Origin of the sequence: Azospira sp. (assembly GCF_030247495.1) — a bacterium.
Taxonomy (GTDB): Bacteria; Pseudomonadota; Gammaproteobacteria; order Burkholderiales; family Rhodocyclaceae; genus Azospira; species Azospira oryzae.
In genome coordinates, this window is sequence record NZ_JAOTRW010000010.1 from 114773 (window position 1) to 135619 (window position 20847).

General features: G+C 66.7%; 21 protein-coding genes. 7 read left to right on the top strand and 14 right to left on the bottom strand.

Features of this window, described 5'->3' with window-relative positions; genetic code table 11:
• Positions 1-8 precede the first annotated feature (8 nt).
• Complete coding sequence (locus OEL49_RS15405; protein WP_014237375.1) at positions 9-1187, top strand: DUF2863 family protein; 1179 nt, start codon at positions 9-11, stop codon at positions 1185-1187.
• A gap of 152 nt (positions 1188-1339) precedes the next feature.
• Here the strand turns inward: OEL49_RS15405 and OEL49_RS15410 are convergent, their stop codons facing one another.
• The 10 genes from OEL49_RS15410 to mnmH form a co-directional block, all read right to left on the bottom strand.
• Positions 1340-2299, bottom strand: coding sequence for a bifunctional helix-turn-helix transcriptional regulator/GNAT family N-acetyltransferase (locus tag OEL49_RS15410; protein WP_014237374.1), 960 nt, complete (start codon positions 2297-2299; stop codon positions 1340-1342).
• Between the two features lie 173 nt (positions 2300-2472).
• Entirely contained in the window at positions 2473-2811 is a 339-nt protein-coding gene (gene ftsB, locus OEL49_RS15415) for a cell division protein FtsB (protein ID WP_014237373.1), read from the bottom strand.
• Positions 2812-2890: 79 nt separating this feature from the next.
• The gene (gene eno / locus OEL49_RS15420) at positions 2891-4174 is read right to left on the bottom strand and encodes a phosphopyruvate hydratase (RefSeq protein WP_014237372.1); all 1284 of its coding nucleotides are present in this window, start codon (positions 4172-4174) and stop codon (positions 2891-2893) included.
• Positions 4175-4213: 39 nt separating this feature from the next.
• Positions 4214-4504 carry a DUF1330 domain-containing protein gene (locus tag OEL49_RS15425; protein WP_014237371.1) on the bottom strand — a complete coding sequence of 97 codons (291 nt, stop codon included), beginning with the start codon at positions 4502-4504 and terminating at the stop codon, positions 4214-4216.
• A gap of 10 nt (positions 4505-4514) precedes the next feature.
• Positions 4515-4808 (bottom strand): Dabb family protein, encoded by a 294-nt coding sequence (locus OEL49_RS15430; RefSeq protein WP_014237370.1) that lies wholly within the window; start codon positions 4806-4808, stop codon positions 4515-4517.
• Positions 4808-5647, bottom strand: a complete 840-nt coding sequence (gene kdsA, locus OEL49_RS15435) for a 3-deoxy-8-phosphooctulonate synthase (protein WP_014237369.1) — start codon at positions 5645-5647, stop codon at positions 4808-4810. Before kdsA ends, OEL49_RS15430 begins: the two co-directional genes overlap by 1 nt.
• Positions 5644-7284, bottom strand: coding sequence for a CTP synthase (locus tag OEL49_RS15440; protein WP_014237368.1), 1641 nt, complete (start codon positions 7282-7284; stop codon positions 5644-5646). Before OEL49_RS15440 ends, kdsA begins: the two co-directional genes overlap by 4 nt.
• 144 nt (positions 7285-7428) lie before the next feature.
• Positions 7429-8211 carry a 3-hydroxybutyrate dehydrogenase gene (locus OEL49_RS15445; protein ID WP_014237367.1) on the bottom strand — a complete coding sequence of 261 codons (783 nt, stop codon included), beginning with the start codon at positions 8209-8211 and terminating at the stop codon, positions 7429-7431.
• A 207-nt stretch (positions 8212-8418) separates the two neighbouring features.
• Positions 8419-8961 (bottom strand): hydrolase, encoded by a 543-nt coding sequence (locus tag OEL49_RS15450; RefSeq protein ID WP_287875514.1) that lies wholly within the window; start codon positions 8959-8961, stop codon positions 8419-8421.
• 40 nt (positions 8962-9001) lie between these two features.
• Positions 9002-10057, bottom strand: a complete 1056-nt coding sequence (gene mnmH, locus OEL49_RS15455; protein ID WP_287875516.1) for a tRNA 2-selenouridine(34) synthase MnmH — start codon at positions 10055-10057, stop codon at positions 9002-9004.
• Positions 10058-10127: 70 nt separating this feature from the next.
• On the opposite strand from mnmH, the gene selD reads away from it, so the two are divergent.
• Positions 10128-11174, top strand: coding sequence for a selenide, water dikinase SelD (gene selD, locus OEL49_RS15460; RefSeq protein ID WP_287875518.1), 1047 nt, complete (start codon positions 10128-10130; stop codon positions 11172-11174).
• Here the strand turns inward: selD and OEL49_RS15465 are convergent.
• Positions 11161-11784, bottom strand: coding sequence for an arylesterase (locus OEL49_RS15465; protein ID WP_130458389.1), 624 nt, complete (start codon positions 11782-11784; stop codon positions 11161-11163). The two genes, selD and OEL49_RS15465, sit on opposite strands and share 14 nt — an antisense overlap.
• Between OEL49_RS15465 and OEL49_RS15470 the strand changes: the two genes are divergently transcribed.
• On the top strand, positions 11783-12460 hold the full coding sequence (locus OEL49_RS15470) for an ABC transporter ATP-binding protein (RefSeq protein WP_152089306.1): 678 nt from the start codon (positions 11783-11785) through the stop codon (positions 12458-12460). The genes OEL49_RS15465 and OEL49_RS15470 overlap by 2 nt on opposite strands.
• A 31-nt stretch (positions 12461-12491) precedes the next feature.
• On the opposite strand, the gene OEL49_RS15475 is transcribed toward OEL49_RS15470, so the two are convergent.
• Entirely contained in the window at positions 12492-13076 is a 585-nt protein-coding gene (locus OEL49_RS15475) for a TetR/AcrR family transcriptional regulator (protein WP_014237361.1), read from the bottom strand.
• Positions 13077-13276: 200 nt separating this feature from the next.
• Here OEL49_RS15475 and OEL49_RS15480 point away from each other — a divergent pair, with 200 nt between their 5' ends.
• The 4 genes from OEL49_RS15480 to OEL49_RS15495 are packed head-to-tail and all read left to right on the top strand — an operon-like array spanning position 13277 to position 17483.
• Positions 13277-14026, top strand: a complete 750-nt coding sequence (locus OEL49_RS15480; RefSeq protein WP_014237360.1) for an electron transfer flavoprotein subunit beta/FixA family protein — start codon at positions 13277-13279, stop codon at positions 14024-14026.
• Positions 14026-14955: an electron transfer flavoprotein subunit alpha/FixB family protein gene (locus OEL49_RS15485; RefSeq protein WP_014237359.1), complete on the top strand. Its 930-nt coding sequence runs from the start codon at positions 14026-14028 to the stop codon at positions 14953-14955. Before OEL49_RS15480 ends, OEL49_RS15485 begins: the two co-directional genes overlap by 1 nt.
• Before the next feature lie 29 nt (positions 14956-14984).
• Positions 14985-15650: an energy-coupling factor ABC transporter permease gene (locus OEL49_RS15490; protein ID WP_014237358.1), complete on the top strand. Its 666-nt coding sequence runs from the start codon at positions 14985-14987 to the stop codon at positions 15648-15650.
• Positions 15651-15689: 39 nt separating this feature from the next.
• The gene (locus OEL49_RS15495; protein WP_014237357.1) at positions 15690-17483 is read left to right on the top strand and encodes an acyl-CoA dehydrogenase; all 1794 of its coding nucleotides are present in this window, start codon (positions 15690-15692) and stop codon (positions 17481-17483) included.
• Positions 17484-17556: 73 nt separating this feature from the next.
• Here the strand turns inward: OEL49_RS15495 and OEL49_RS15500 are convergent, their stop codons facing one another.
• A complete protein-coding gene (locus tag OEL49_RS15500) occupies positions 17557-19971 on the bottom strand; it encodes an EAL domain-containing protein (protein ID WP_014237356.1) in 2415 nt (804 codons plus the stop codon).
• Between the two features lie 179 nt (positions 19972-20150).
• On the bottom strand, positions 20151-20843 hold the full coding sequence (locus OEL49_RS15505; protein ID WP_287875523.1) for a hypothetical protein: 693 nt from the start codon (positions 20841-20843) through the stop codon (positions 20151-20153).
• Positions 20844-20847: the final 4 nt, after the last annotated feature.

Consider the following 20847-nt stretch of genomic DNA (forward strand, 5'->3'; position numbering starts at 1 on the left):
TCATCACCATGAAACGACCCCGCTTCGGCTCCCGCTCCCGCGTCTCCCGCGATGTTTCCCAACTCTCCTGGCTAGCCACCGGCCTCGCCGAATCCGGCGGCAAGCTGGAGGATGCCTTCTGGGAAGCGCGCCTGGCGGCCCTGGTGGAGCAGCTGCTGGCCGACGGCAACGAGGAGGAACTGACCGCAGCCCTGGACCGCCTCTACGAGGCCAACGCCCAGGCCCACGACGAGTTGGCGGACATGGTGGAATCCCGGGCCGAGTCGTGCCTCGTCAGCCACCAGGGCCAGGACTATGACGTGCTGCTGGTGGCGGCGCCGGTGCTGGCCTGGTCCCGCTTCGGCATTCCCACCGCCAACATCCCCGCCGGCACCCTGGCCGCCCTCAAGGCCCAGCTGTGCGGTCACGTCCTGGCGGCCGAGGCCCGCGTCGCCGTGGTGGACTTCCTCTTCAGCCCGGACCAACTGCCCCGCAGCTACAGCGACACCTACCGCCTCACCAACGAGCTGGGCCGCTGCGCCCTGGCCGGCCAGGACATGGCCCTGGACACCCGGGAAATGCCGGAAACCAACCGTTTCCTCTCCGACACCCGCTACCTTCTGGCCGCCATCGCCGTGCCCCGCCACAGCCCCCTCTTCTACTGGCACGAGGTGGAAGGCAACCGGGAAGTGGCACGCCAGCAGTGGCGCCAGCAGGGCGGCGCCGCCCTGGAGCCCCTGCTCACCGGCTGCGCCTACGAGGCCCTGCTGCCCGACGCCTACCATGCCGCCTGCCGCCAGGCGGACAAGGATTCCCGGCCCTATTCCCTGCGCGCCTCCGTCGCCTTCCTGCAGACCGTCATGGGCGTCGAGCCGGCCTCCCTGCGGGTGGCCATCGGCCCCTTCCACGACCAGCGCCTGGAGGAATACCGCCTCGGCTTCTCCCTCCAGTCCCAGGCGGACAAGGTCATCCACGGCGTCGTCTGGGCCCTCATCGGCACCGAGGACGAAAACAGCGAATCCGTGGCGGAAATGGAAACCGTGCTGCGGGAATGCGGCGTCACCGACATCGTGGTGCACGACCACCGTTTCCCCTTCGAATTCTGCGACGACTGCGGCGCCCCCCTCTATCCCAACGGCGAGGGCGAGTTGATGCACACGGAAATTCCGGAAGAACAGGCGGAACAGCCGCCGCGCCTGCTGCACTGAGCCCCCCGGCAAGACCTCCGGATAGCTGAACGGCTGCCCCCTTCCAAACGGGGGCAGAGGCGCTCCTCAGCCCGCTCCTCAGCCCGCTTCTCAACCCCGCTTCTCAACCCCGCTTCTCAACCCATTTCGCCAGCCGACGGCGCTCCTGGGACTTACCCCGCGACGCCCGGGCGGACGAACAGCTGCTCCGTCACCGTCTCGCCCCACTGCCGGCCCTGGCGCTCCTCCCCCAGCACGAAGCCCCTGGCCTCGTAGAGATGGCGGGCCGCCTCGAGGCCGGCAAAGGTCCACAGCCGGGTCTCGGCAAAGCCGTAGCCGTCGCAATGGGCCAGCGCCGCCTGCAGCAGACGCTGGCCGACACCGCCGCCGCGCACCGCCCCGTCGACGATGAACCAGCGTAGATGGGCGAGGCCGGGCCCCAGATCCTCGCCGTCGATGGCCACCGAGCCGACGATACGCTCCCCCTGCAAGGCGACCCACAGGCCGTTGCCCGGGCGCTGCAGCCGCCCGCAGAACTCCGCCAGGCCGGTCGCCACCTGGCTTTCGAAATACTGGCCGAAACCGGCGTGGCGGGCGTAGAAAAGCCCGTGCATCTCGGTCACCCGGCCGATCACCCCAACCCGATAGCCCGGACAGATCCGCACCGGGGAAATGACCGCTCCGGCGGCGCCGCTGCGCGCCTGGGCAAGGGCCCGGGCATAGGCTTCGAGCCCGGCGTGGACCAGTCCGCGGGCCTCCGGCGCCATGTGCTGCAGCGCCTCCTCCACCTGCCGCCGGCCATAGGCCTCCACCGCCGCCAGGGTGCGGCGGCCCCGGCCCGTCAAAGACAGATTCTTGATGCGGCCATCGTGATCGCTCACCGTCTCCGTCAGTTCGCCGGCATCCACCAGCTTGCGCAGCATGCGGCTGACGCTGGACTTGTCCAGGCCGAGACAGGCGGCAATGGCCGCGGCACTCATGCTGCCGTGCTTGCCCAGTTCGATGAGGGCATGCACGGCGGAGGCCGGGTAGTCGGTGGCAGCCAGGGTCGCCTGCATGAATCCCAGTTCCCGCACCATCTGGCGCGAGGCGGCGCGGATGCCATCCACCAGGGCCTGTTCCGGATCTGCCATGTCGCCTCCCGACGGGCTGAAATATGGTTGCACTATACAACCATTGCGACGCCAAGCCCATTGCTGCCGGAGAGGACGGCAATGGCCGGGCTGCCGCCGACCGACTGCAGCAGCCCCACCGAGCAAAGAAAAAAGGCAGCCGGATGGCTGCCTTTCCTTGTGCTGCACCACGACTAGCGGGAGGCCCGGGCCTTCTTCGCCGGCGGCACTTCCGGTGCCGGCTCGGCGGGCCGTTCCGGCGCCTTCTCCGGCAACTGCACGAAGACCTCGTCGCCCTTGATCATGCCCAGTTCGAAACGGGCCCGTTCCTCGATGGCGTCGTAACCCTGCTTCAAATCCCGCACTTCCGCATCGAGGCCGCCGTTGCGCACTTCCAGCTTGCGGTTGGCGTCCTTCTGCTGCTGCAGTTGCCGGTCCACGTCCCAGACTTTCAGCCAGCCGCCCTTGCCCAGCCACAGGGGATACTGGAGCAGGGTGATGAGGGCGATGAGTCCGATGGTGAGCCAGCGCATGGAATGGGGTGATTGGTGAGATCGGGCGATAGTCGGATGCGAAAAGGGCCGGGATTGGAACTTCCCGGCCCTGTCGGCCTTACTTCAGGTTATAGAAGGTTTCGCGGCCGGGGTAGGAGGCGGTATCGCCCAGGTCCTCTTCGATGCGCAGCAGCTGGTTGTACTTGGCGATGCGGTCGGAGCGGGACAGGGAGCCGGTCTTGATCTGGCCGGCGTTGAGGCCCACGGCGATGTCGGCGATGGTGCTGTCTTCGGTCTCACCGGAGCGGTGGGAGATGACGGCGGTGTAGCCGGCGCGCTTGGCCATTTCCACGGCGGCGAAGGTTTCGGACAGGGTACCGATCTGGTTGATCTTGATCAGGATGGAATTGGCGATGCCCTTGTCGATGCCTTCCTTGAGGATCTTGGTGTTGGTGACGAAGAGGTCGTCGCCGACGATCTGCACCTTCTGGCCCAGACGCTCGGTCAGCAGCTTCCAGCCGTCCCAGTCGCCTTCGGCCATGCCGTCCTCGATGGAAACGATGGGGAACTGGTCGGCCAGGTTGGCCAGGTAGTCCACGAACTGGGCGGAGGTCAGCTGCAGACCTTCACCGGCCAGGTGGTACTTGCCGTCCTTGTAGAACTCGGAAGCGGCGCAGTCCAGGGCGATCAGCACATCCTGGCCCGGGGTGTAGCCGGCGTTCTCGATGGCCTGCATGCACAGCTGGATGGCTTCGGCGTGGCTGCCCAGGTTGGGAGCGAAACCGCCTTCGTCGCCCACGGCGGTGGAGAAGCCCTTCTTGTCCAGCAGCTTCTTCAGGGCGTGGAAGATTTCGGCGCCGCAGCGCAGGGCTTCGCGGAAGGTGGAAGCGCCCACGGGCATGACCATGAATTCCTGGATGTCCAGGCTGTTGTTGGCGTGGGCACCGCCGTTGATGATGTTCATCATCGGCACCGGCATCTGCATCGGGCCCATGCCGCCGAAGTAGCGGTACAGGGGCAGGCCGGCTTCTTCAGCAGCAGCCTTGGCCACGGCCATGGAGACGGCCAGCATGGCGTTGGCGCCAAGGCGGGACTTGTTTTCGGTGCCGTCCAGGTCGATCAGGGTCTTGTCGATGAAGGCCTGTTCCTGGGCGTCCAGGCCGATGATGGCCTCGGAGATTTCGGTGTTCACGTTCTCGACGGCCTTGAGCACGCCCTTGCCCAGATAGCGGCCGGCTTCGCCGTCGCGCAGTTCGATGGCTTCCCGGGAACCGGTGGAGGCGCCGGACGGCACGGCGGCACGGCCCATGACGCCGGATTCCAGCAGCACATCGACTTCAACGGTGGGATTGCCGCGGGAATCCAGGATTTCGCGGGCGACGACATCAACGACAGAGCTCATGTTTCTCCCTTTGCTCTTAAAAGTTGCAAACTAAAAACTTCAAACACCCTGGACGACGAGCATGTTCATGTCCGCCGCCTCTTTTCTTGCTGCACGAGCCGCCCGGTATTCCGGGGAATCGTAGAATTTCTTGGCCTGCTCCACGCTCTCGAACTCCACCACCACCAGCCGCGGCGGCTTGCTCCAGCCCCCTTCCAGCACCTCGCTGGCGCCGCCCCGCACCAGGTAGCGGCCGCCGTACTGGGCGATGGCGGTCTGGGCCAGCTGCTTGTAGGTCTCGTAGGCCACCGGATCGGTGACGCTGGCTTCGGCGAGGAGGTAAGCGGCCATGGCGGAAATCTCAGAGCTTCACGTCGGAGAAGAGCAGCATGCCGATCTCGTCCCAGCGCCGCACGATGTCGGCGTGAACCTCGTTGTCGTAGTAGCGCTGCAGCGCCCCTTCCGTCTCGAACTCGGCATAGACGGCGTAATCCCAGGCCTGGGGGTCCAGGGTCACGTTGGGGCCGTGCTTCCAGGTGACGATGCCCGGCACCGCCTTGGGCAACTGGTCCAGCTCGCCCAGCAGGGCCACCACCCGGGGATCGTTGGTGGCGATGCCGGGCTTGGTCTTGAACAGGACGACGTGGGCGATCATCAGAGGCTCAGCTCTTCCAGGGGGCCGGACTTGACCAGACGGTCGATGCCCACCAGCACCCGGAGCAGGGATTCCATGCGGTCCAGGGGCCAGGCGTTGGGGCCGTCGGACATGGCGCAGGCCGGGTTTGGATGGGTTTCCATGAACAGGCCGGCCACGCCGCTGGCCACGGCGGCCCGGGCCAGCACCGGCACGAACTCGCGCTGGCCGCCGGAAGCGGTGCCCTGCCCGCCGGGCAGCTGCACGCTATGGGTGGCGTCGAACACCACCGGGCAGGCGGTGTCGCGCATGATGGCCAGGGAGCGCATGTCCGAGACCAGGTTGTTGTAGCCGAAGGAGGCGCCGCGCTCGCAGACCATGATGGTGTCGGCGCCGCCGTTGGCTTCCCGGGCCTTGTCCACCACGTTCTTCATGTCGCCGGGGGCCAGGAACTGGCCCTTCTTGATATTCACCGGCTTGCCGGAAGCGGCCACGGCGTGGATGAAATCGGTCTGGCGGCAGAGGAAGGCCGGGGTCTGTAGCACGTCCACCACGGCGGCCACGGCGGGTACCTCGGCTTCGGTGTGCACATCGGTGAGCACCGGCACGCCGATCTGGCGGCGCACGTTCTCCAGGATCTTCAGGCCGGCATCCATGCCCAGGCCGCGGAAGCTCTTGCCGGAGCTGCGGTTGGCCTTGTCGTAGGACGCCTTGAAGATGTAGGGGATGCCCAGGCGGCCGCAGACTTCCTTCATCTGGCCGGCCACGTCCACGCACAGCTGCTCGGACTCGGCGACGCAGGGGCCGGCGATGAGGAAAATCGGCTGGTCGAGGCCAACCTCGAAGTCGCACAGTTTCATTTGGCGGTCGCCTGTTGCTGCTTCAGGGCAGCCTGGACGAAGGAGGTGAACAGGGGATGGCCGTTGCGCGGGGTGGAAGTGAATTCCGGATGGAACTGGCAACCGACGAACCAGGGATGCACGTCGGCGGGCAGTTCCACCATTTCGCACAGGTCGGTGCCGGGGGCGCGGCCGGCGACGACCAGGCCCTTGGCTTCCAGCTGGGCCAGCAGGGTGTTGTTCACTTCGTAGCGGTGGCGGTGGCGTTCGACGATCTCGGGGGCGCCGTAGATCTGGCGGGCCCGGGTGCCGTCGGCCAGCTGGCACAGCTGGCCGCCCAGGCGCATGGTGCCGCCCAGGTCGGAATTTTCGTCGCGCTTTTCCACCTTGCCGGAGGCATCCTGCCATTCGGTGATCAGGCCGATCACCGGGAAGGGGCTGTTCTGCTCGAATTCGGTGGAGTGGGCACCGGCCATGCCGGCCACGTCCCGGGCGAACTCCACCACGGCCAGCTGCATGCCCAGGCAGATGCCCAGGTAGGGCACCTTGTTTTCACGGGCGTAGCGGATGGCGGCGATCTTGCCTTCGGTGCCGCGCTTGCCGAAGCCGCCGGGCACCAGAATGGCATCCATGCCCTTCAGGGCGCCGCAGCCGTTCTTCTCGATGTCCTCGGAATCCAGGTAGTGGATGTTGACCTTGGAACGGGTGTGGATGCCGGCGTGCTTCAGGGCCTCGATGAGGGACTTGTAGGACTCGGTAAGGTCCACGTACTTGCCGACGAAGGCGATTTCCACGCTGTGCTGGGGGTGCTCCAGGGCGTCCACCAGGCCGTTCCACACGGAGAGGTCGGCGGCCTTGGCCAGGATGTCCAGCTTGTGGCAGACGATCTCGTCCAGCATCTGGTCGTGCAGCATGGCCGGGATCTTGTAGATGGAATCGGCGTCCAGCACCTCGATCACGGCTTCCCGCTGGACGTTGCAGAACAGGGCGATCTTGCCCTTTTCGTCTTCCGGGATTTCCCGGTCGGCGCGGCACAGCAGCACGTCGGGCTGGATGCCGATTTCCCGCAGTTCCTTGACGGAATGCTGGGTCGGCTTGGTCTTCAGCTCGCCGGCGGTGGGAATGTAGGGCAGCAGGGTCAGGTGCAGGAAACAGGTGTTGTTGCGGCCTTCCTCGAAGCCCATCTGGCGGATGGCTTCCAGGAACGGCAGGGACTCGATGTCACCCACGGTGCCGCCCACCTCGACGATGGCCACGTCGGCCCCTTCGGCGCCACGCTTGATGTGGGCCTTGATCTCGTCGGTGATGTGGGGGATGACCTGCACGGTCTTGCCCAGGTACTCGCCGCGGCGCTCTTTCTTGAGCACCGTGTCGTAGATCTGGCCGGTGGTGAAGTTGTTGCGCTTGCCCATCTTGGCGCTGGTGAAGCGCTCGTAGTGGCCCAGGTCCAGGTCGGTCTCGGCGCCGTCTTCGGTGACGAACACCTCGCCGTGCTGGAAGGGGCTCATGGTGCCCGGGTCGACGTTGATGTAGGGATCAAGCTTGAGGTGGGTGACGGTGATTCCGCGGGATTCGAGAATCGCACCCAGAGAGGCAGCGGCAATTCCCTTACCCAGGGAAGAAACCACGCCGCCAGTGACGAAGACGTATTTGGTCATGACGATATAGCTGCGGGAAAGCCGAATTGTAGCCGATAACCCGGCCGCCTTCCAAACCTGCCGGCAACGGGCGGCCAACACCGGCGAACGCACCACCAACGCCGGAAAATCGGGGCCGGGCGCCCTGCCCTGCCCCGGCGTGCCTCAGCGGGCGGTCCAGGCCCCGTCCATGGGCAGGGCGGCGCCGGTCATGCCGGCGCCGGCGGGGGAACAGAGGAACAGCACGAACTCGGCCAGGTCGTCGGCCTCAAGGAAGCGCTTGTTGGGCTGGGCCGCCAGGATCACGTCGCGGATCACCTGATCCTCCGGCAGGTTGTGCACCTTGGCCTGGGCCGCCACCTGCTTTTCCACCAGGGGCGTGCGCACATAGCCGGGGCACACCGCGTTGCAGGTGATGCCGGTCTCCGCCACCTCCAGGGCCACCGCCTTGGAAAAGCCCACCACCGCGTGCTTGCTGGCGGTGTAGGGCGCCTTGAAGGGCGAGGCCACCAGGCCGTGGGCCGAGGCGATATTGACGATGCGGCCCCAGTTGCGCGCCTTCATGCCCGGCAGCACGGCCTTGGTGGCATGGAAGACGGAGGACAGGTTGATGGCGATGAGCTGGTCCCACTTCTCTTCGGGGAATTCATCCACCGCCGCCACGTGCTGGATGCCGGCGTTGTTCACCAGGATGTCCACGACTCCCAGCTGCTTCTCGGCGGCGGCCGCCAGGGCCCGCACCGAGGCCGCATCGGCCAGGTCGGCCGAGGTGTAGGCCACCTTGACACCGAACTCGGCGGCCATGGCCGCCCGCAGACCTTCCGCCTCGGCCGCCGGACGGGAACCGTTGAGCATCACCGCGGCGCCGTTACGGGCCAGGGCCCGGGCCACGGCCAGGCCGATGCCGGAGGTGGAACCGGTGACGAGAGCGATTTTTCCGCTGAGCATGGACATCTCCTGTGGGGATGGAATCGGAATGAAGGATAAGGGATGAAAGCCGGAGCCGGCATGCCCCGGCCACCACCAGAGCGGGAAGCGCACCGGGTAACGATCTTGAAGGCACCTACCTGGAACATGGCGCCCTTGCTGCCTTGCCGGGAAGGCCGCCCGGAGAACACCGCCGGACGCGCCTGCCGGCCCTGCCCTTGGCGGAGGCTAGCGGATGAAGTCCCGGCTCACCGCCCGGAACAGGTCGGTGCCGGCCCGGTGCAGCCATTCGAAGGCCACCATCTCCCGGGAGACGATGACGCAGCAGGCCTGGCGCAGGCGCTCCAGGGCCAGGGCCTTGTCCTCGGGCCGGCGGGAGCCTACCGCCTCGGCCACCACGAACACTTCCTTGCCCCGGCCCAGCAGGTCCAGGGCCGTCTGCAGCACGCAGACATGGGTTTCGGTGCCGGTGATGACCACCTGGCGGCGGGCCAGGGCGGGCAGCTCGTCGAGGCAGCCGTCGGCCACGGCGGAAAAATGGATTTTCTCCACCACCTCCTCCGGCGCCAGCATTTCCGCCAGGGCCGGCACCGTGGCGCCCAGGCCCCGGGGATACTGGACCGTGGCCAGCACCGGCACCGCCAGGCGGCGGGCCACCCCGGTCAGCCACCGGTTGTGGGCGATGACGGCCTCGCCCTCGTGGATCGCCGGGGCAAGGCGCTCCTGGATGTCGATGATCAGCAACAGGGACTGGTCGGCCTTGATCAGCATGGCACCTCCGGAAAGTCCAGGGGACGGGCCTGCCAGACTATCACGCGCCGGCGGCGGCGAGCATGCTGGCGGCCAGGGCCTCGATACCGGCGTCGCTCAGGTCGTCGCTGACGAAAGGATCGTGACGCCGGCGGCCCTGGTAGTTCTGGCCCTGGGAGCGGCGATAGTGGGGGTCGTAATGCAGGTCGAGCAGTTCCTGCACCAGCTGGGACCAGCCGCCCTCCCGGGCCAGGGCCTGCCAGCGGGCCACGGTTTCCTTGCCCTGCAGTTCCTTCAGGTTGTCCAGGCGGCGCACCAGCCATTCCGGGTCTTGCAGGAAGTAGTCGTAATCCCGCAGCAGGAATTCCACCCGGGCCGGCAGGCTGGCCGCCACCTCCAGACACTCGCCGCCCCGCACCGCCTCGAGCAGGGCGTCGGGCAGATGCAGGCGGCCGATCTTGCGGCTCTCGGCCTCGACGAACACCGGCCGGGAGCTGTCGAAACCGGCCAGGGCCTGCCACAGGGCGGTCTCGAAGCCCTTCTGGGCCGGCTGGGGCTCGCCCGGCAGCACCCCCAGCACCGAGCCCTTGTGGGCCGCCAGGGTTTCCAGATCGAGCACCTGGGCGCCCTGCCGGGCCAGGGCCTGGAGGATGCGGGTCTTGCCGCTGCCGGTGGCGCCGCAGACCACCCGGTAGGTAAAGCGTGGCGCCAGGGCGTCGATCTGCTCTATGACGTGCTGGCGGAAGGCCTTGTAGCCGCCGTCCAGTTTGTCCGCCCGCCAGCCGATCTGGCGGAAGATGATCTGCATCGCCCCGCTGCGCTGGCCGCCGCGCCAGCAATAGATGAGGGGCCGCCACTCCTTGGGCATGTCGCGGAAACGCTCCTGCAGGTGGCGGGCGATGTTGATGGAGATCAGGGCCGCCCCCACCTTCTTCGCCTCGAAAGGCGACACCTGCTTGTACAGGGTGCCCACGGTGACGCGCTCCTCGTTGGACAGCACCGGACAGTTGATGGCCCCGGGTACGTGGTCCTCGGCGAATTCGGCCGGCGTGCGGACGTCGATGATGGCATCGTAGTCACCCAGTTGGGCAACGCTGGCGAGGGCGGGATGTTTCATGTCGGGGTGGCGTTTTTCCGGAAGAGGCGCCATTCTAACGCCCCTCCCCGACCTTCCCACGGCAAACCCCATGGACGACATCAAACTCACCTCCTTTTCCCATGGCGGCGGCTGCGGCTGCAAGATTGCCCCGGCCGTGCTCTCCCAGATCCTCGCCGCCACCCCGGCGGCCCTCATTCCGCCCCAGCTGCTGGTGGGCACCGAGTCCTCCGACGACGCGGCGGTCTACAAGCTCAACGACAGCCAGGCCCTGGTGGCCACCACCGATTTCTTCACCCCGATCGTGGACGATCCCCGCGACTTCGGCCGCATCGCCGCCACCAACGCCATTTCCGACATCTACGCCATGGGCGGCACGCCGATCCTGGCCCTGGCCCTGGTGGGCATGCCCCTGGACAAGCTGCCCCTGCCGGTGATCGAGCGCATCCTCTCCGGCGGCGCCTCGGTCTGTGCCGAGGCGGGCATCCCCATCGCCGGTGGCCACTCCATCGACGTGCTGGAACCCATCTACGGCCTGGTGGCCCTGGGCCTGGTGCATCCGGACAAGGTGAAGAAGAACAGCGGCGCCAAGGCGGGCGACGTGCTGATCCTGGGCAAGCCCCTGGGCGTGGGCATCCTCTCCGCCGCCCTGAAGAAGGGCAGGCTTTCCGCCGAGGGCTATGGCCGCATGATCGCCTACACCACCCAGCTCAACCGGGTCGGCACCCGGCTGGCCGAACTGCCGGCGGTGCACGCCATGACCGACGTCACCGGCTTCGGCCTGGCCGGCCATCTGCTGGAAATCTGCCGCGGCTCCGGGCTGGCGGCCCATGTGCGCTTCGCCGCCCTGCCCCTCATCGCCGAGGCGGTGGAACACGTGCAGGCCGGCATCGCCACCGGCGCCTCCAACCGCAACTGGGCCGGCTACGGCCATGAAGTGGCCCTGGAGGCGGGGCTGGAGGAATGGCAGCAGAAGCTCATCACCGACCCCCAGACCTCCGGCGGCCTCCTGGTGAGTTGCGCCCCGGAAGCGGCGGCGGAAGTGCTGGCAGCCTTCCGCGACGCCGGTTTCGGCGAAGCGGCCGTGATCGGCGAGCTACCCCCGGGCACCCCGGGGCTCACAGTCAGCGCCCGCTGAGCAGGGGCGCAAGGCCCGCCCACACATTGTCGAGCAGGCGCGGCTGGGCCTCGGCCAGGGGATGCAGGTTGTCCGCCTGGAACAGCTGGGGTTTGTCCGCCACGCCGTCCAGCAGGAAATCCACGTAGGCCAGCTTCTCCTGCCGGGCCAGTTCGGCGAAGCTGCGGTGGAAGTCGTCGGCATAGGCGCCGAAATTGGGCGGCAGGCGCATGCCCACCAGCAGCACCTTGATCTGTTGCCGGCGGGCCGCCTTGATCATGGCCGCCAGGTTGTCCCGCATCACCGCCAGGGGCAGGCCCCGCAGGCCGTCGTTGGCCCCCAGGGCCAGCACCAGCACCGAAGGCTGGTGCTTGCTCAAGGCGGCCTCCAGGCGGGAACGGCCGCCGGCAGTGGTTTCGCCGGAGATGCTGGCATTGACGACGCTATAATCGAAACGCCTTTCCTGCAGCCGGTTCTGCAGCAGGGCCGGCCAGGCCGCCTCCTGGCGGATGCCGTAGCCGGCGGAAAGGGAATCGCCGAAGACCAGGATGGTCCTGGCCATGACTTCAGGCGCCGCCAGCAGCATCAGCCAGGGCAGCAACTTCAAAACGACGAGGATTTTTTCCCGCATGTCCGAACATTCATTGGTGGAAGTGGTGGGTCTGGGCAAGACCGTCAGCAACGGCGATACGCCCCTGACCATTTTGCACGATATCGAATTCAGCGTGAGTGCGGGGGAAACCGTGGCCATCGTCGGCGCCTCCGGCTCCGGCAAATCCACCCTGCTCGGCCTCCTGGCCGGCCTGGATTCGCCCAGCAGCGGCTCCGTCCGCCTCGACGGCGAGAATCTCAACGACCTCGACGAAGACGCCCGGGCCCGCCTGCGGGGCCGCATGCTGGGCTTCGTCTTCCAGTCCTTCCAGCTGCTGCCCTCCCTCACTGCGGAGGAAAACGTCATGTTGCCCATGGAACTGGCCGGCATCAGGGAGGCCGCGGCCAAGGCCCGGCAATGGCTGGAACGGGTGGGCCTGAGCCAGCGCCTGCGCCACTACCCGAAGCACCTTTCCGGCGGCGAGCAGCAGCGGGTCGCCCTGGCCCGGGCCTTCGCCCTGGAGCCCAAGCTGGTGCTGGCCGATGAGCCGACGGGCAACCTGGACGGCCATACCGGCCACCAGATCGTGGACCTGATGTTCAAGCTCAATGCGGACCAGGGCACCACTCTGGTGCTGGTTACCCACGACGAGGAAATCGCCGCCCGCTGCGGCCGGCGCCTGCGCATGCAGGAAGGGAAACTGATGCGGGAGTGAAAGGACCGCCAGGCAGGCGGTCCGGCAAAGCTCAGGGAGTCGGCAGGACGATGCGGTCGGCGATCCAGTCGCGCAGGGCGCCCAGGTTGTCGTCGAAATGGTCGTAGATCATCAGGCTCTGGCCGAAGACGTAGGCGTAGAGCATGAGACTGCGGCTCTTCGCCTCCTTCTCGGAGAGACCGCAGGCGACGAACAGCTTGCGCGTGCACTCCAGCCGCGACGTATCCACCTCTTCGACGATGGCCGCCGCCTGGGGATCGCGCCGGGCCCAGTCGCGCACCGCCAGCTCGATGGGGATGCCCTTGCGGTTGCGCGCCAGGCTGTACACCTGGATCACGTGGTAGATCTGTTCCCGTTCCTTGCCGGGCTGGGCCGTGGTCTGCTTGATGATGTCCTTGATGCGGCCTTCCTTCCAGGTTTCCAGGACGGCCATGAGCAGGTCCTGACGGTCCTTGAAGTGCCAGTAGAAACTGCCCTTGGTCACCCCGAAATTCTTGGCCAGGACCTCCACCCGCAGGCCGTCGGTTCCCTCGTCGGCGAGGACGTTGATGGCCGCTTCGATCCAGTCGCTGCGGTCAAGCTGGGTGCGGACTTTTGTTGTTTTTTCCTGTTTCATCTCAAGCCGTTGACAAGGGTTTTTCCGTACGCTACCGTATGCTGATCCATACCAGCGAGTATGGGCCTATTCTGCGGTTCGGGCCGGGGGCTGTCAAACTCCCCGGAGCAGGCCGGGAGACGCCCCACAAAGGTGGCCGACGGAGTAGGATACTCAGATAGATTCATCAGACAAATTCGCGTAGTCCCAAGGAGGATACATTGAAAGTCCTGGTACCAGTAAAGCGGGTGGTGGATTACAACGTCAAGGTGCGCGTCAAGAGCGACGGTACCGGCGTTGATATTGCCAACGTCAAAATGTCCATGAACCCCTTCGACGAAATCGCCGTCGAAGAGGCCGTTCGCCTCAAGGAAGCCGGCATCGCCAGCGAAGTGATCGTGGTCTCCGCCGGTGTCGCCGGTTGCCAGGAAACCCTGCGCACCGCCATGGCCATCGGTGCCGACCGCGGCATCCTGATCGAATCCGACGCCGACCTGCAGCCCCTGGCCGTGGCCAAGCTGATCAAGGCCGTGGCCGACAAGGAACAGCCCCAGGTGGTGATCTTCGGCAAGCAGGCCATCGACGACGACTCCAACCAGACCGGCCAGATGTTCGCCGCCCTGCAAGGCTGGCCCCAGGCCACCTTCGCCTCCAAGGTGGTGATCGCCGACGGCAAGGCCACCGTGACCCGTGAAGTGGACGGCGGCCTGGAAACCCTGGAAATGGCCCTGCCGGCCGTGGTGACGACCGACCTGCGCCTCAACGAGCCGCGCTACGCCACCCTGCCCAACATTATGAAGGCCAAGAAGAAGCCCCTGGAAACCATCAAGCCGGAAGACCTGGGCGTGGACGTGGCCCCCCGTCTGAAGACCCTGAAGGTGGCCGAGCCCGCCAAGCGCCAGGCCGGCGTCAAGGTGGCCGACGTGGCCGATCTGGTGAGCAAGCTGAAGAACGAAGCGAAGGTGATCTAATGGCTATCCTCGTCATTGCCGAACACGACAACCAATCCCTGAAGGCGGCGACCAAGAACGCCGTCACCGCAGCCGCCAAGATCGGTGGTGAAATCCATGTGCTGGTGGCCGGTTCCGGCTGTGCCAACGCCGCTGCCGAAGCCGCCAAGCTGGCCGGTGTGGCCAAGGTGAAGGTGGCCGATGCCGCCCACTACGCCGACCAGACCGCCGAAAACATCGCTGCCCTGGTGGTGGCCAACGCGGCCGGCTACAGCCACATCGTTGCCCCCGCCACCACCAACGGCAAGAACTTTGCGCCCCGCGTCGCCGCCCTGCTGGACGTGGCCCAGATCTCCGACATCGTCGGGGTCGAGTCCGCCGACACCTTCGTGCGTCCCATCTACGCCGGCAATGCCCTGGCCACGGTGCAGTCCGCCGATGCCGTGAAGGTCATCACCGTGCGTACCACCGGCTTTGAAGCCGTGGCCGAAGGCGGTTCCGCCGCAGTCGAGGCCATCGCCGCCGGTCCCGACCTGGGCAAGTCCAAGCTGGTCTCCCGGGAACTGACCAAGAGCGAGCGCCCCGAGCTGACCGCCGCCAAGATCATCGTTTCCGGTGGTCGCGGCCTGGGTAACGGGGAGAACTACAAGACCCTGCTGGAGCCCCTGGCCGACAAGCTGGGTGCCGCCCTGGGCGCTTCCCGCGCCGCCGTGGATGCCGGCTTTGTGCCCAACGACTACCAGGTGGGCCAGACCGGCAAGATCGTCGCGCCCCAGCTGTATATCGCCATCGGCATTTCCGGCGCCATCCAGCACCTGGCCGGCATGAAGGACTCCAAGGTCATCGTCGCCATCAACAAGGACCCGGAAGCTCCCATCTTCCAGGTGGCCGATTACGGTCTGGTGGCCGACCTGTTCGAGGTCGTGCCCCAACTGGCCGCCGCCGTCTAAGGCAGTCGCAAGCACCGCAGGAGCCGGGCATGAACCTGCCGGACAACCTCCTCGACCCGGCCCTGCACTGGCTGGGCTGGGGGCTGTTCGCCGCAGTCTTCCTGCTGGCCCTGCGCCGCGCCCCCTGGGGCCGGCTCGGCGACAGTGCCCAGTCCAACGTCTGGCTGGGCACCATCGTCATCCTCACCCTGCTGTGGAGCATCAAGGCCGGCGTCCTGCCCGGGCTCGACCTGCACCTCCTCGGCGCCATGACCTTCACCCTGGAGTTCGGCCCCTGGCTGGCCTTCGTCGGCCTTTCCCTGGTGCTGGCCGGGATCACGGTCAACGGTGCCGCCGGCTGGGAGAGTTTCGGCCTCAACGCCCTGGTCATGGCCGGCCTGCCGGTGCTACTGGCCTACGGCATCTACCGTTTCAACCAGCGCCGGCTGAGCAAGAACCCCTTCGTCTTCATCTTCGCCAACGGCTTCTTCGGTTCGGCCCTGACCATCCTGGCCACCGGCGTCGCCGCCAGCGCCCTGCTCTACCTGGGCGGGGCCTACCCGCTGGAGAAGCTGCTCGACGACTACCTGCCCTATTTCCTGCTGCTGGGCTTTTCCGAAGCCTGGCTGACGGGAATGGTCGTCACCATCCTGGTGGTGTACCGCCCCCAGTGGATCAGCACCTTCGACGATTCCATCTATCTCGCCAAGAAGTAACCCAAAAGCAACAACCATTAATCAAAGGAGAAAGCGCGAATGAGTCAATACAATGCCCCCCTGCGTGACATGCACTTCGTCATGAAAGAGCTGGCCGGCCTGGAACAGGTCGTGCAACTGCCGGGCTACGAGGAAGTGGACACGGACCTGTCCGACGCCATTCTGGAGGAAGCCTCCAAGTTTGCCGGCAACGTCCTCTCCCCCATCAATTTCAGCGGCGACCAGGAAGGCTCCAAGTGGCACGACAAGGCCGTCACCGTGCCCGCCGGCTTCAAGGAAGCCTATACCCAGTTCGCCGAGAACGGCTGGACCGCGCTGGCCTGTTCCCCCGAGTTCGGCGGCCAGGGCCTGCCCAAGCTGATCTCCACCGCCGTCAATGAAATGTGGAAGTCGGCCAACATGGCCTTCTCCCTGTGCCCCATGCTCACCACCGGAGCCATCGAGGCCCTGATGACCGCCGGCTCCGACGCCCTGAAGCAGAAGTTCCTGCCGAAGATGGTCAGCGGCGAGTGGACCGGCACCATGAACCTGACCGAGCCCAGCGCCGGGTCCGACCTGGCCGCCGTGCGCACCCGCGCCGAGCCCCAGGGTGATGGCAGCTACAAGATCTTCGGCCAGAAGATCTTCATCACCTACGGCGACCACAACATGACCGAGAACATCGTGCATCTGGTGCTGGCCCGCCTGCCCAATGCACCGGAAGGCGTGAAGGGTATCTCCCTCTTCGTCGTGCCCAAGTTCATGGTCAAGGACGACGGCTCCCTGGGCGAACGCAACGACGCCTACTGCGTCTCCATCGAACACAAGCTGGGCATCCACGCCAGCCCCACCGCCGTCATGGCCTTCGGTGACCACGGCGGTGCCGTCGGCTACCTGGTGGGCGAGGAAAACCGCGGCCTGGAATACATGTTCATCATGATGAACGCCGCCCGCTTCGCCGTCGGCATGGAAGGCGTGGCCCTGGCCGAGCGTGCCTACCAGCAGGCCGTGTGGTACGCCAAGGACCGCATCCAGGGTACCGAACTGGGCGTGCGCGGCGGCCCCAAGGTCTCCATCCTCAAGCACCCGGACGTGCGCCGCCTGCTCATGAGCATGCGTTCCCAGACCGAAGCCGCCCGGGCCCTGGCCTACGTGGTGGCCGCCGCCATGGACGCCGCCAAGCACCATCCGGACGAAGCCGTCCGCGCTGCCAACCAGGCCTTCGCCGACCTGATGATCCCCGTGGTCAAGGGCCACAGCACCGAGATGTCCATCGAGGTGGCCTCCGAAGGCGTGCAGGTGCACGGCGGCATGGGCTTCATCGAGGAAACCGGCGCCGCCCAGCACCTGCGCGATGCCCGCATCACCGCCATCTACGAAGGCACCACCGCCATCCAGGCCAACGACCTGATCGGCCGCAAGATGGCCCGCGAAGGCGGCGCCACCATCAAGGCCGTGATCGCCGAGATGCGCAAGCTGGACGCCAAGCTGGCAGCCCAGAACGGCGCCGACTTCGTCGCCATCCGCAAGCGCTTCGCCGCTGGCGTGGATGCCCTGGAACAGGCCGCCAACTGGATCGTCGCCATCTTCAAGGACGACATCAAGGCAGCCCACGCCGGTTCCGTGCCCTTCCTGCGTCTGCTGGGCATCGTTGCCGGCGGCTGGCAGATGGCCCGGGCCGCCCTGGTGGCCCAGGAGAAGATCGCCGGCGGCGACAGCGACCCGTTCTACGCTGCCAAGATCGTCACCGCCCGCTTCTTCGCCGATCACCAGCTGACCAAGGCCCAGGGCCTGACCGACTCCATCGTCGATGGCGCCACCGGCACCCTGGCCCTGGCGGAAGAGCTGTTCTGATCCCCTAGCGGCAGTCGCTGCACCTCACAACGGGCCCTGCGGGGCCCGTTGTCTTTTCTGCCACCGGAACCAATCAGGCGGCCTGGGCCTCGTGGTCCAGATGGAAGCGCCGGGTCAGGCTGGCCATGGAACTGATGTTGATGTCCGCCACCAGCACCCCGTCGATGACGCTGCCTTCCCGCAGGGGCACGGCCAGGGTGATGCAGAAATCCTCGGTGGCCGAAGAGAGGTAGATTTCCGACACGTAGGGCTGGCCCCCTTCGGCCACGTGGGCGAAATAGGGTTGTTCGCTGCGGTCCACGCCGACGCCGCCGGCCTTGATGCGGCCGTACATGTCCGGGTTGATCCAGTTGGGGTAGCGCTGCACCCCGGCACCATCCAGTTCGAACACCATCTCGAAGAAGGGATAGCTGCGGAACCAGGCATCCAGGGCGTGGGGGTCCCGGCTGCGGGGCGCGCCGATGAAGTCGGCCAGGGCGGCAATGGCGTTTTCCTTCCACAGGCCCAGGCCGTGGTTGTGCTGCTGCTTGATCATGGCCGGCGGCACGCCTTCCACCACGATGACGCTGCCCTGCTCCACCTTGCCCACCTTCTTCAGGGCCGCCGCCCGTTCCGCCGCCGCCACCGCATTGGCCAGGCGGCCGGTGCTGGCATTGACCACCGCCACCGAAATGCTGGCGATGGGATGGGCCAAGCCGTCGTCGGTGAGGAAATGACCCCGGGCGATGTCCTCGTGGTCGTAGAGGTGGGAGGCCAGGGCCTGGAACTGTTCCATGATGGAAAGCAGCTCGTCGGTGAGCCCCGGCCCCATGCTTTCCATGACCAGGATGAAGTCGTCGCCGCCGATGTGGCCGAGCAGACATTCGGGACGGCCGACGAAGGTATGGCGCAGCAGTTCGGCCAGGGTGCGGATCATGGCATCGCCGCGGATGAAGCCGTAGCGGTCGTTGTAAGCCTTGAAGTGGTCCAGGTCGATATACACCAGGCACACGGTCTGGTTCTCCGCCAGACGGGATTCCAGGGTATGGCGCAGGCTGGGGCCGGTGGGCAGGTGGGAGAGCGGATGCAGGTTGCTGCCGTTTTCCCGCCGCGCCAGCATCTGGGCGATCAGGGTCATGGGATGGATCACCCCCAGATACTGCCCCTCGTTGGAGGTGACCACCCAGGGATCCGAATCCTTGCGGTCGTGGTAGAGGATGCGGGCCAGGGCCGGCGTCGTCAGGCGGTGCGGCAGATTGCGCGCCACCGGTTCGCACAGTTTGCCCAGGGTGCGGGCCGCCGCCGACAGCACCTTGCCCCGCCGCACCAGGCCGATGGGCTGGCCCTGGTCGGTGACGATGGCCAGGGGCAGGGACGGGGCTTCCTGGAAGATCTGCCGCGCCTCCGGCACCGAGGCGCGCAGGTCGATGGACTGCCAGGGGTCCATCAGGTCCGTCAGCTGGAAACGGTCCCGGGGCCGGGAGCGGCAGGAATCGTCCTGGCGCGGCAGGGGGGCCACCTCCGGCTCGGTGAGCAGCTGGGGCTGGGCGAAGTAGAAGCCCTGGGCATAGCTGATGCCCATGTCGCGCACGAAATTGACGTCCTCCGGCCGTTCCAGGCCTTCGGCAATGACCGTGGCGCCAAGGCGCTGGGCCATGGAGACGATGGCCTCCAGCAGCACCGAGCGCACCCGGCTGCCCTGGGCACCGTGCACGATGCTGCGGTCCACCTTGATGAAGTCGGCCCGCACCGCCGCCAGGGTGGACAGGCCGTTGAAGCCGGCCCCCATGTCGTCCAGGGCGATGCGAAAGCCCAGGGTGCGCAGGGCTTCGCAGCTGTCGGCGAGGACATTGGGGTCCACCCGCTCCGACTCCACCACTTCGATCACCACCTCGCGCCGGTCGATGCCGAGGCGGTTGAGGTGCTCCACCATGCGCTGGGTCCACTGGCTGTGCAGCATGTTCTGGGGCAGCACGTTGAGGAACAGGGGCGTGCCCGCCGGAATGCGGTTGGCCTTGGCCTCCAGGGCCATGAACTGGCACTCCAGGTCCAGGTCCGCCTCCCGCCCCAGCTGCCCGGCCAGATGGAAGGCCTCGGCGCCGCTGAGCAGACGCCCCTGGGGATGCTCCAGACGGCACAGGGCTTCCAGGGCGAACACCTGGCCGTCCTGGGTCATGTCCACCAGGGGCTGGAAGTGCATGCGCACATGGGGCCGCAGGTCCCCCAGCATCCAGGCGTGGAGCCGGCGGGCGTAGAGGGTGTTGAAAGGCAGGGCCAGTTGCAGGGTGGGCACCAGGCCCAGGCTGGCCTCGCTCTGGTCGCAGTGGACGGCCAGGGTTTCCTTCAGGGTTTCCCGGTTGGTTTCCGCCGCCAGGCTTTCCATGAGCTGGTCCAGGGCGGCGTTGTCCGCCGCGTCGAAGCGCCACACGTGGCGATCGACCTGGCGGCCGCCGAGCATCGGCCAGAGGGAGGGAACGTAGGGTCCGTCGTACTTGAGAAAGAGACACATGGGGATGCAGAGCCAGGAGAGATGACAGCTTTGCTTAGCAACCCCCGGGCCACCCCGGCCTTTGACCGAATTACGGGCTGTGCCGGACATCCACCCCGCACCGCAACCGCCATCAACGCACCAGGATGGAGCAACCCTTCGCCGACTTTCCCGGTGGGCACCGGGATGGTGCGTTTGACTCAGAAGAAGTGATCCGGAGTCAGCCGCAGACCCACGGAAAACCACTGGCTGTCCCGCCCCCCGTCCACCTGGCGGCCCACCGTGGCATCCACCTGGACCCGCTCGGGCACCACGAAAAAACGCAGGCCGGTCTGCCAGTAGGGCTTGACCCGGTTGTCGCCGAAGGACTCGGCAATGAGGCTGGCCCGCTCATGCACCCACCACTCGCCCCCCAGGCCCCAGGTCAGGTTGTGACGCTGGCTGGCCCGGTCCTTGAGCCAGCCCACATTGGTGTGCAGCACCACCCGGTCGTCGAGGAAGGAAAAGGAAGCCGGCAGGTAGGCGTAGGTATTGCCCAGCAGGTTGGGCCCCGCATTGACGCCCGGATGGGCGATCTTCCCCACCGCCAGACCCCAGCCCCAGCCGTTGCTTTCCAGGGGCTTGAAGAGGGTCTTGGCCTGCAGCACATAGTCGTCGCTGCGGGGAGCGTGATCGTTGTGGGCCATGCCGGCCCCGGCGGTGATCTCGAAATTGCCGCCCGGATTGCAGGCCGGCAGCATCCACAGTTCCCGGCTCTGGGGATAGATGCGGGCCCAGCTTTCCAGCTGGCAGCTGCCGGCCGTGGTCAGCCGGGCATCGTCGGTGACGAAGGGCCGGGCGGCAAAGGCCAGGGAAGGCAACAGCAGGAACAGGGCAAGGCAACGGATGAACATAAAA

What these genes read in the sequence shown, in the direction of transcription:
- OEL49_RS15450 (WP_287875514.1), bottom strand. Translation starts at nt 8,961, where the DNA reads ATGCTGATCAAGGCCGACCAGTCCCTGTTGCTGATCATCGACATCCAG.
- ftsB (WP_014237373.1), bottom strand. Translation starts at nt 2,811, where the DNA reads ATGCGCTGGCTCACCATCGGACTCATCGCCCTCATCACCCTGCTCCAG.
- selD (WP_287875518.1), top strand. Translation starts at nt 10,128, where the DNA reads ATGGACGACATCAAACTCACCTCCTTTTCCCATGGCGGCGGCTGCGGC.
- mnmH (WP_287875516.1), bottom strand. Translation starts at nt 10,057, where the DNA reads ATGAAACATCCCGCCCTCGCCAGCGTTGCCCAACTGGGTGACTACGAT.
- OEL49_RS15505 (WP_287875523.1), bottom strand. Translation starts at nt 20,843, where the DNA reads ATGTTCATCCGTTGCCTTGCCCTGTTCCTGCTGTTGCCTTCCCTGGCC.
- OEL49_RS15430 (WP_014237370.1), bottom strand. Translation starts at nt 4,808, where the DNA reads ATGATCGCCCACGTCGTCCTGTTCAAGACCAAGCCCGGCATCGCCACC.
- OEL49_RS15475 (WP_014237361.1), bottom strand. Translation starts at nt 13,076, where the DNA reads ATGAAACAGGAAAAAACAACAAAAGTCCGCACCCAGCTTGACCGCAGC.
- OEL49_RS15465 (WP_130458389.1), bottom strand. Translation starts at nt 11,784, where the DNA reads ATGCGGGAAAAAATCCTCGTCGTTTTGAAGTTGCTGCCCTGGCTGATG.
- OEL49_RS15445 (WP_014237367.1), bottom strand. Translation starts at nt 8,211, where the DNA reads ATGCTCAGCGGAAAAATCGCTCTCGTCACCGGTTCCACCTCCGGCATC.
- OEL49_RS15410 (WP_014237374.1), bottom strand. Translation starts at nt 2,299, where the DNA reads ATGGCAGATCCGGAACAGGCCCTGGTGGATGGCATCCGCGCCGCCTCG.
- OEL49_RS15490 (WP_014237358.1), top strand. Translation starts at nt 14,985, where the DNA reads ATGAACCTGCCGGACAACCTCCTCGACCCGGCCCTGCACTGGCTGGGC.
- OEL49_RS15405 (WP_014237375.1), top strand. Translation starts at nt 9, where the DNA reads ATGAAACGACCCCGCTTCGGCTCCCGCTCCCGCGTCTCCCGCGATGTT.
- OEL49_RS15500 (WP_014237356.1), bottom strand. Translation starts at nt 19,971, where the DNA reads ATGTGTCTCTTTCTCAAGTACGACGGACCCTACGTTCCCTCCCTCTGG.
- OEL49_RS15440 (WP_014237368.1), bottom strand. Translation starts at nt 7,284, where the DNA reads ATGACCAAATACGTCTTCGTCACTGGCGGCGTGGTTTCTTCCCTGGGT.
- OEL49_RS15470 (WP_152089306.1), top strand. Translation starts at nt 11,783, where the DNA reads ATGTCCGAACATTCATTGGTGGAAGTGGTGGGTCTGGGCAAGACCGTC.
- kdsA (WP_014237369.1), bottom strand. Translation starts at nt 5,647, where the DNA reads ATGAAACTGTGCGACTTCGAGGTTGGCCTCGACCAGCCGATTTTCCTC.
- OEL49_RS15495 (WP_014237357.1), top strand. Translation starts at nt 15,690, where the DNA reads ATGAGTCAATACAATGCCCCCCTGCGTGACATGCACTTCGTCATGAAA.
- eno (WP_014237372.1), bottom strand. Translation starts at nt 4,174, where the DNA reads ATGAGCTCTGTCGTTGATGTCGTCGCCCGCGAAATCCTGGATTCCCGC.
- OEL49_RS15425 (WP_014237371.1), bottom strand. Translation starts at nt 4,504, where the DNA reads ATGGCCGCTTACCTCCTCGCCGAAGCCAGCGTCACCGATCCGGTGGCC.
- OEL49_RS15485 (WP_014237359.1), top strand. Translation starts at nt 14,026, where the DNA reads ATGGCTATCCTCGTCATTGCCGAACACGACAACCAATCCCTGAAGGCG.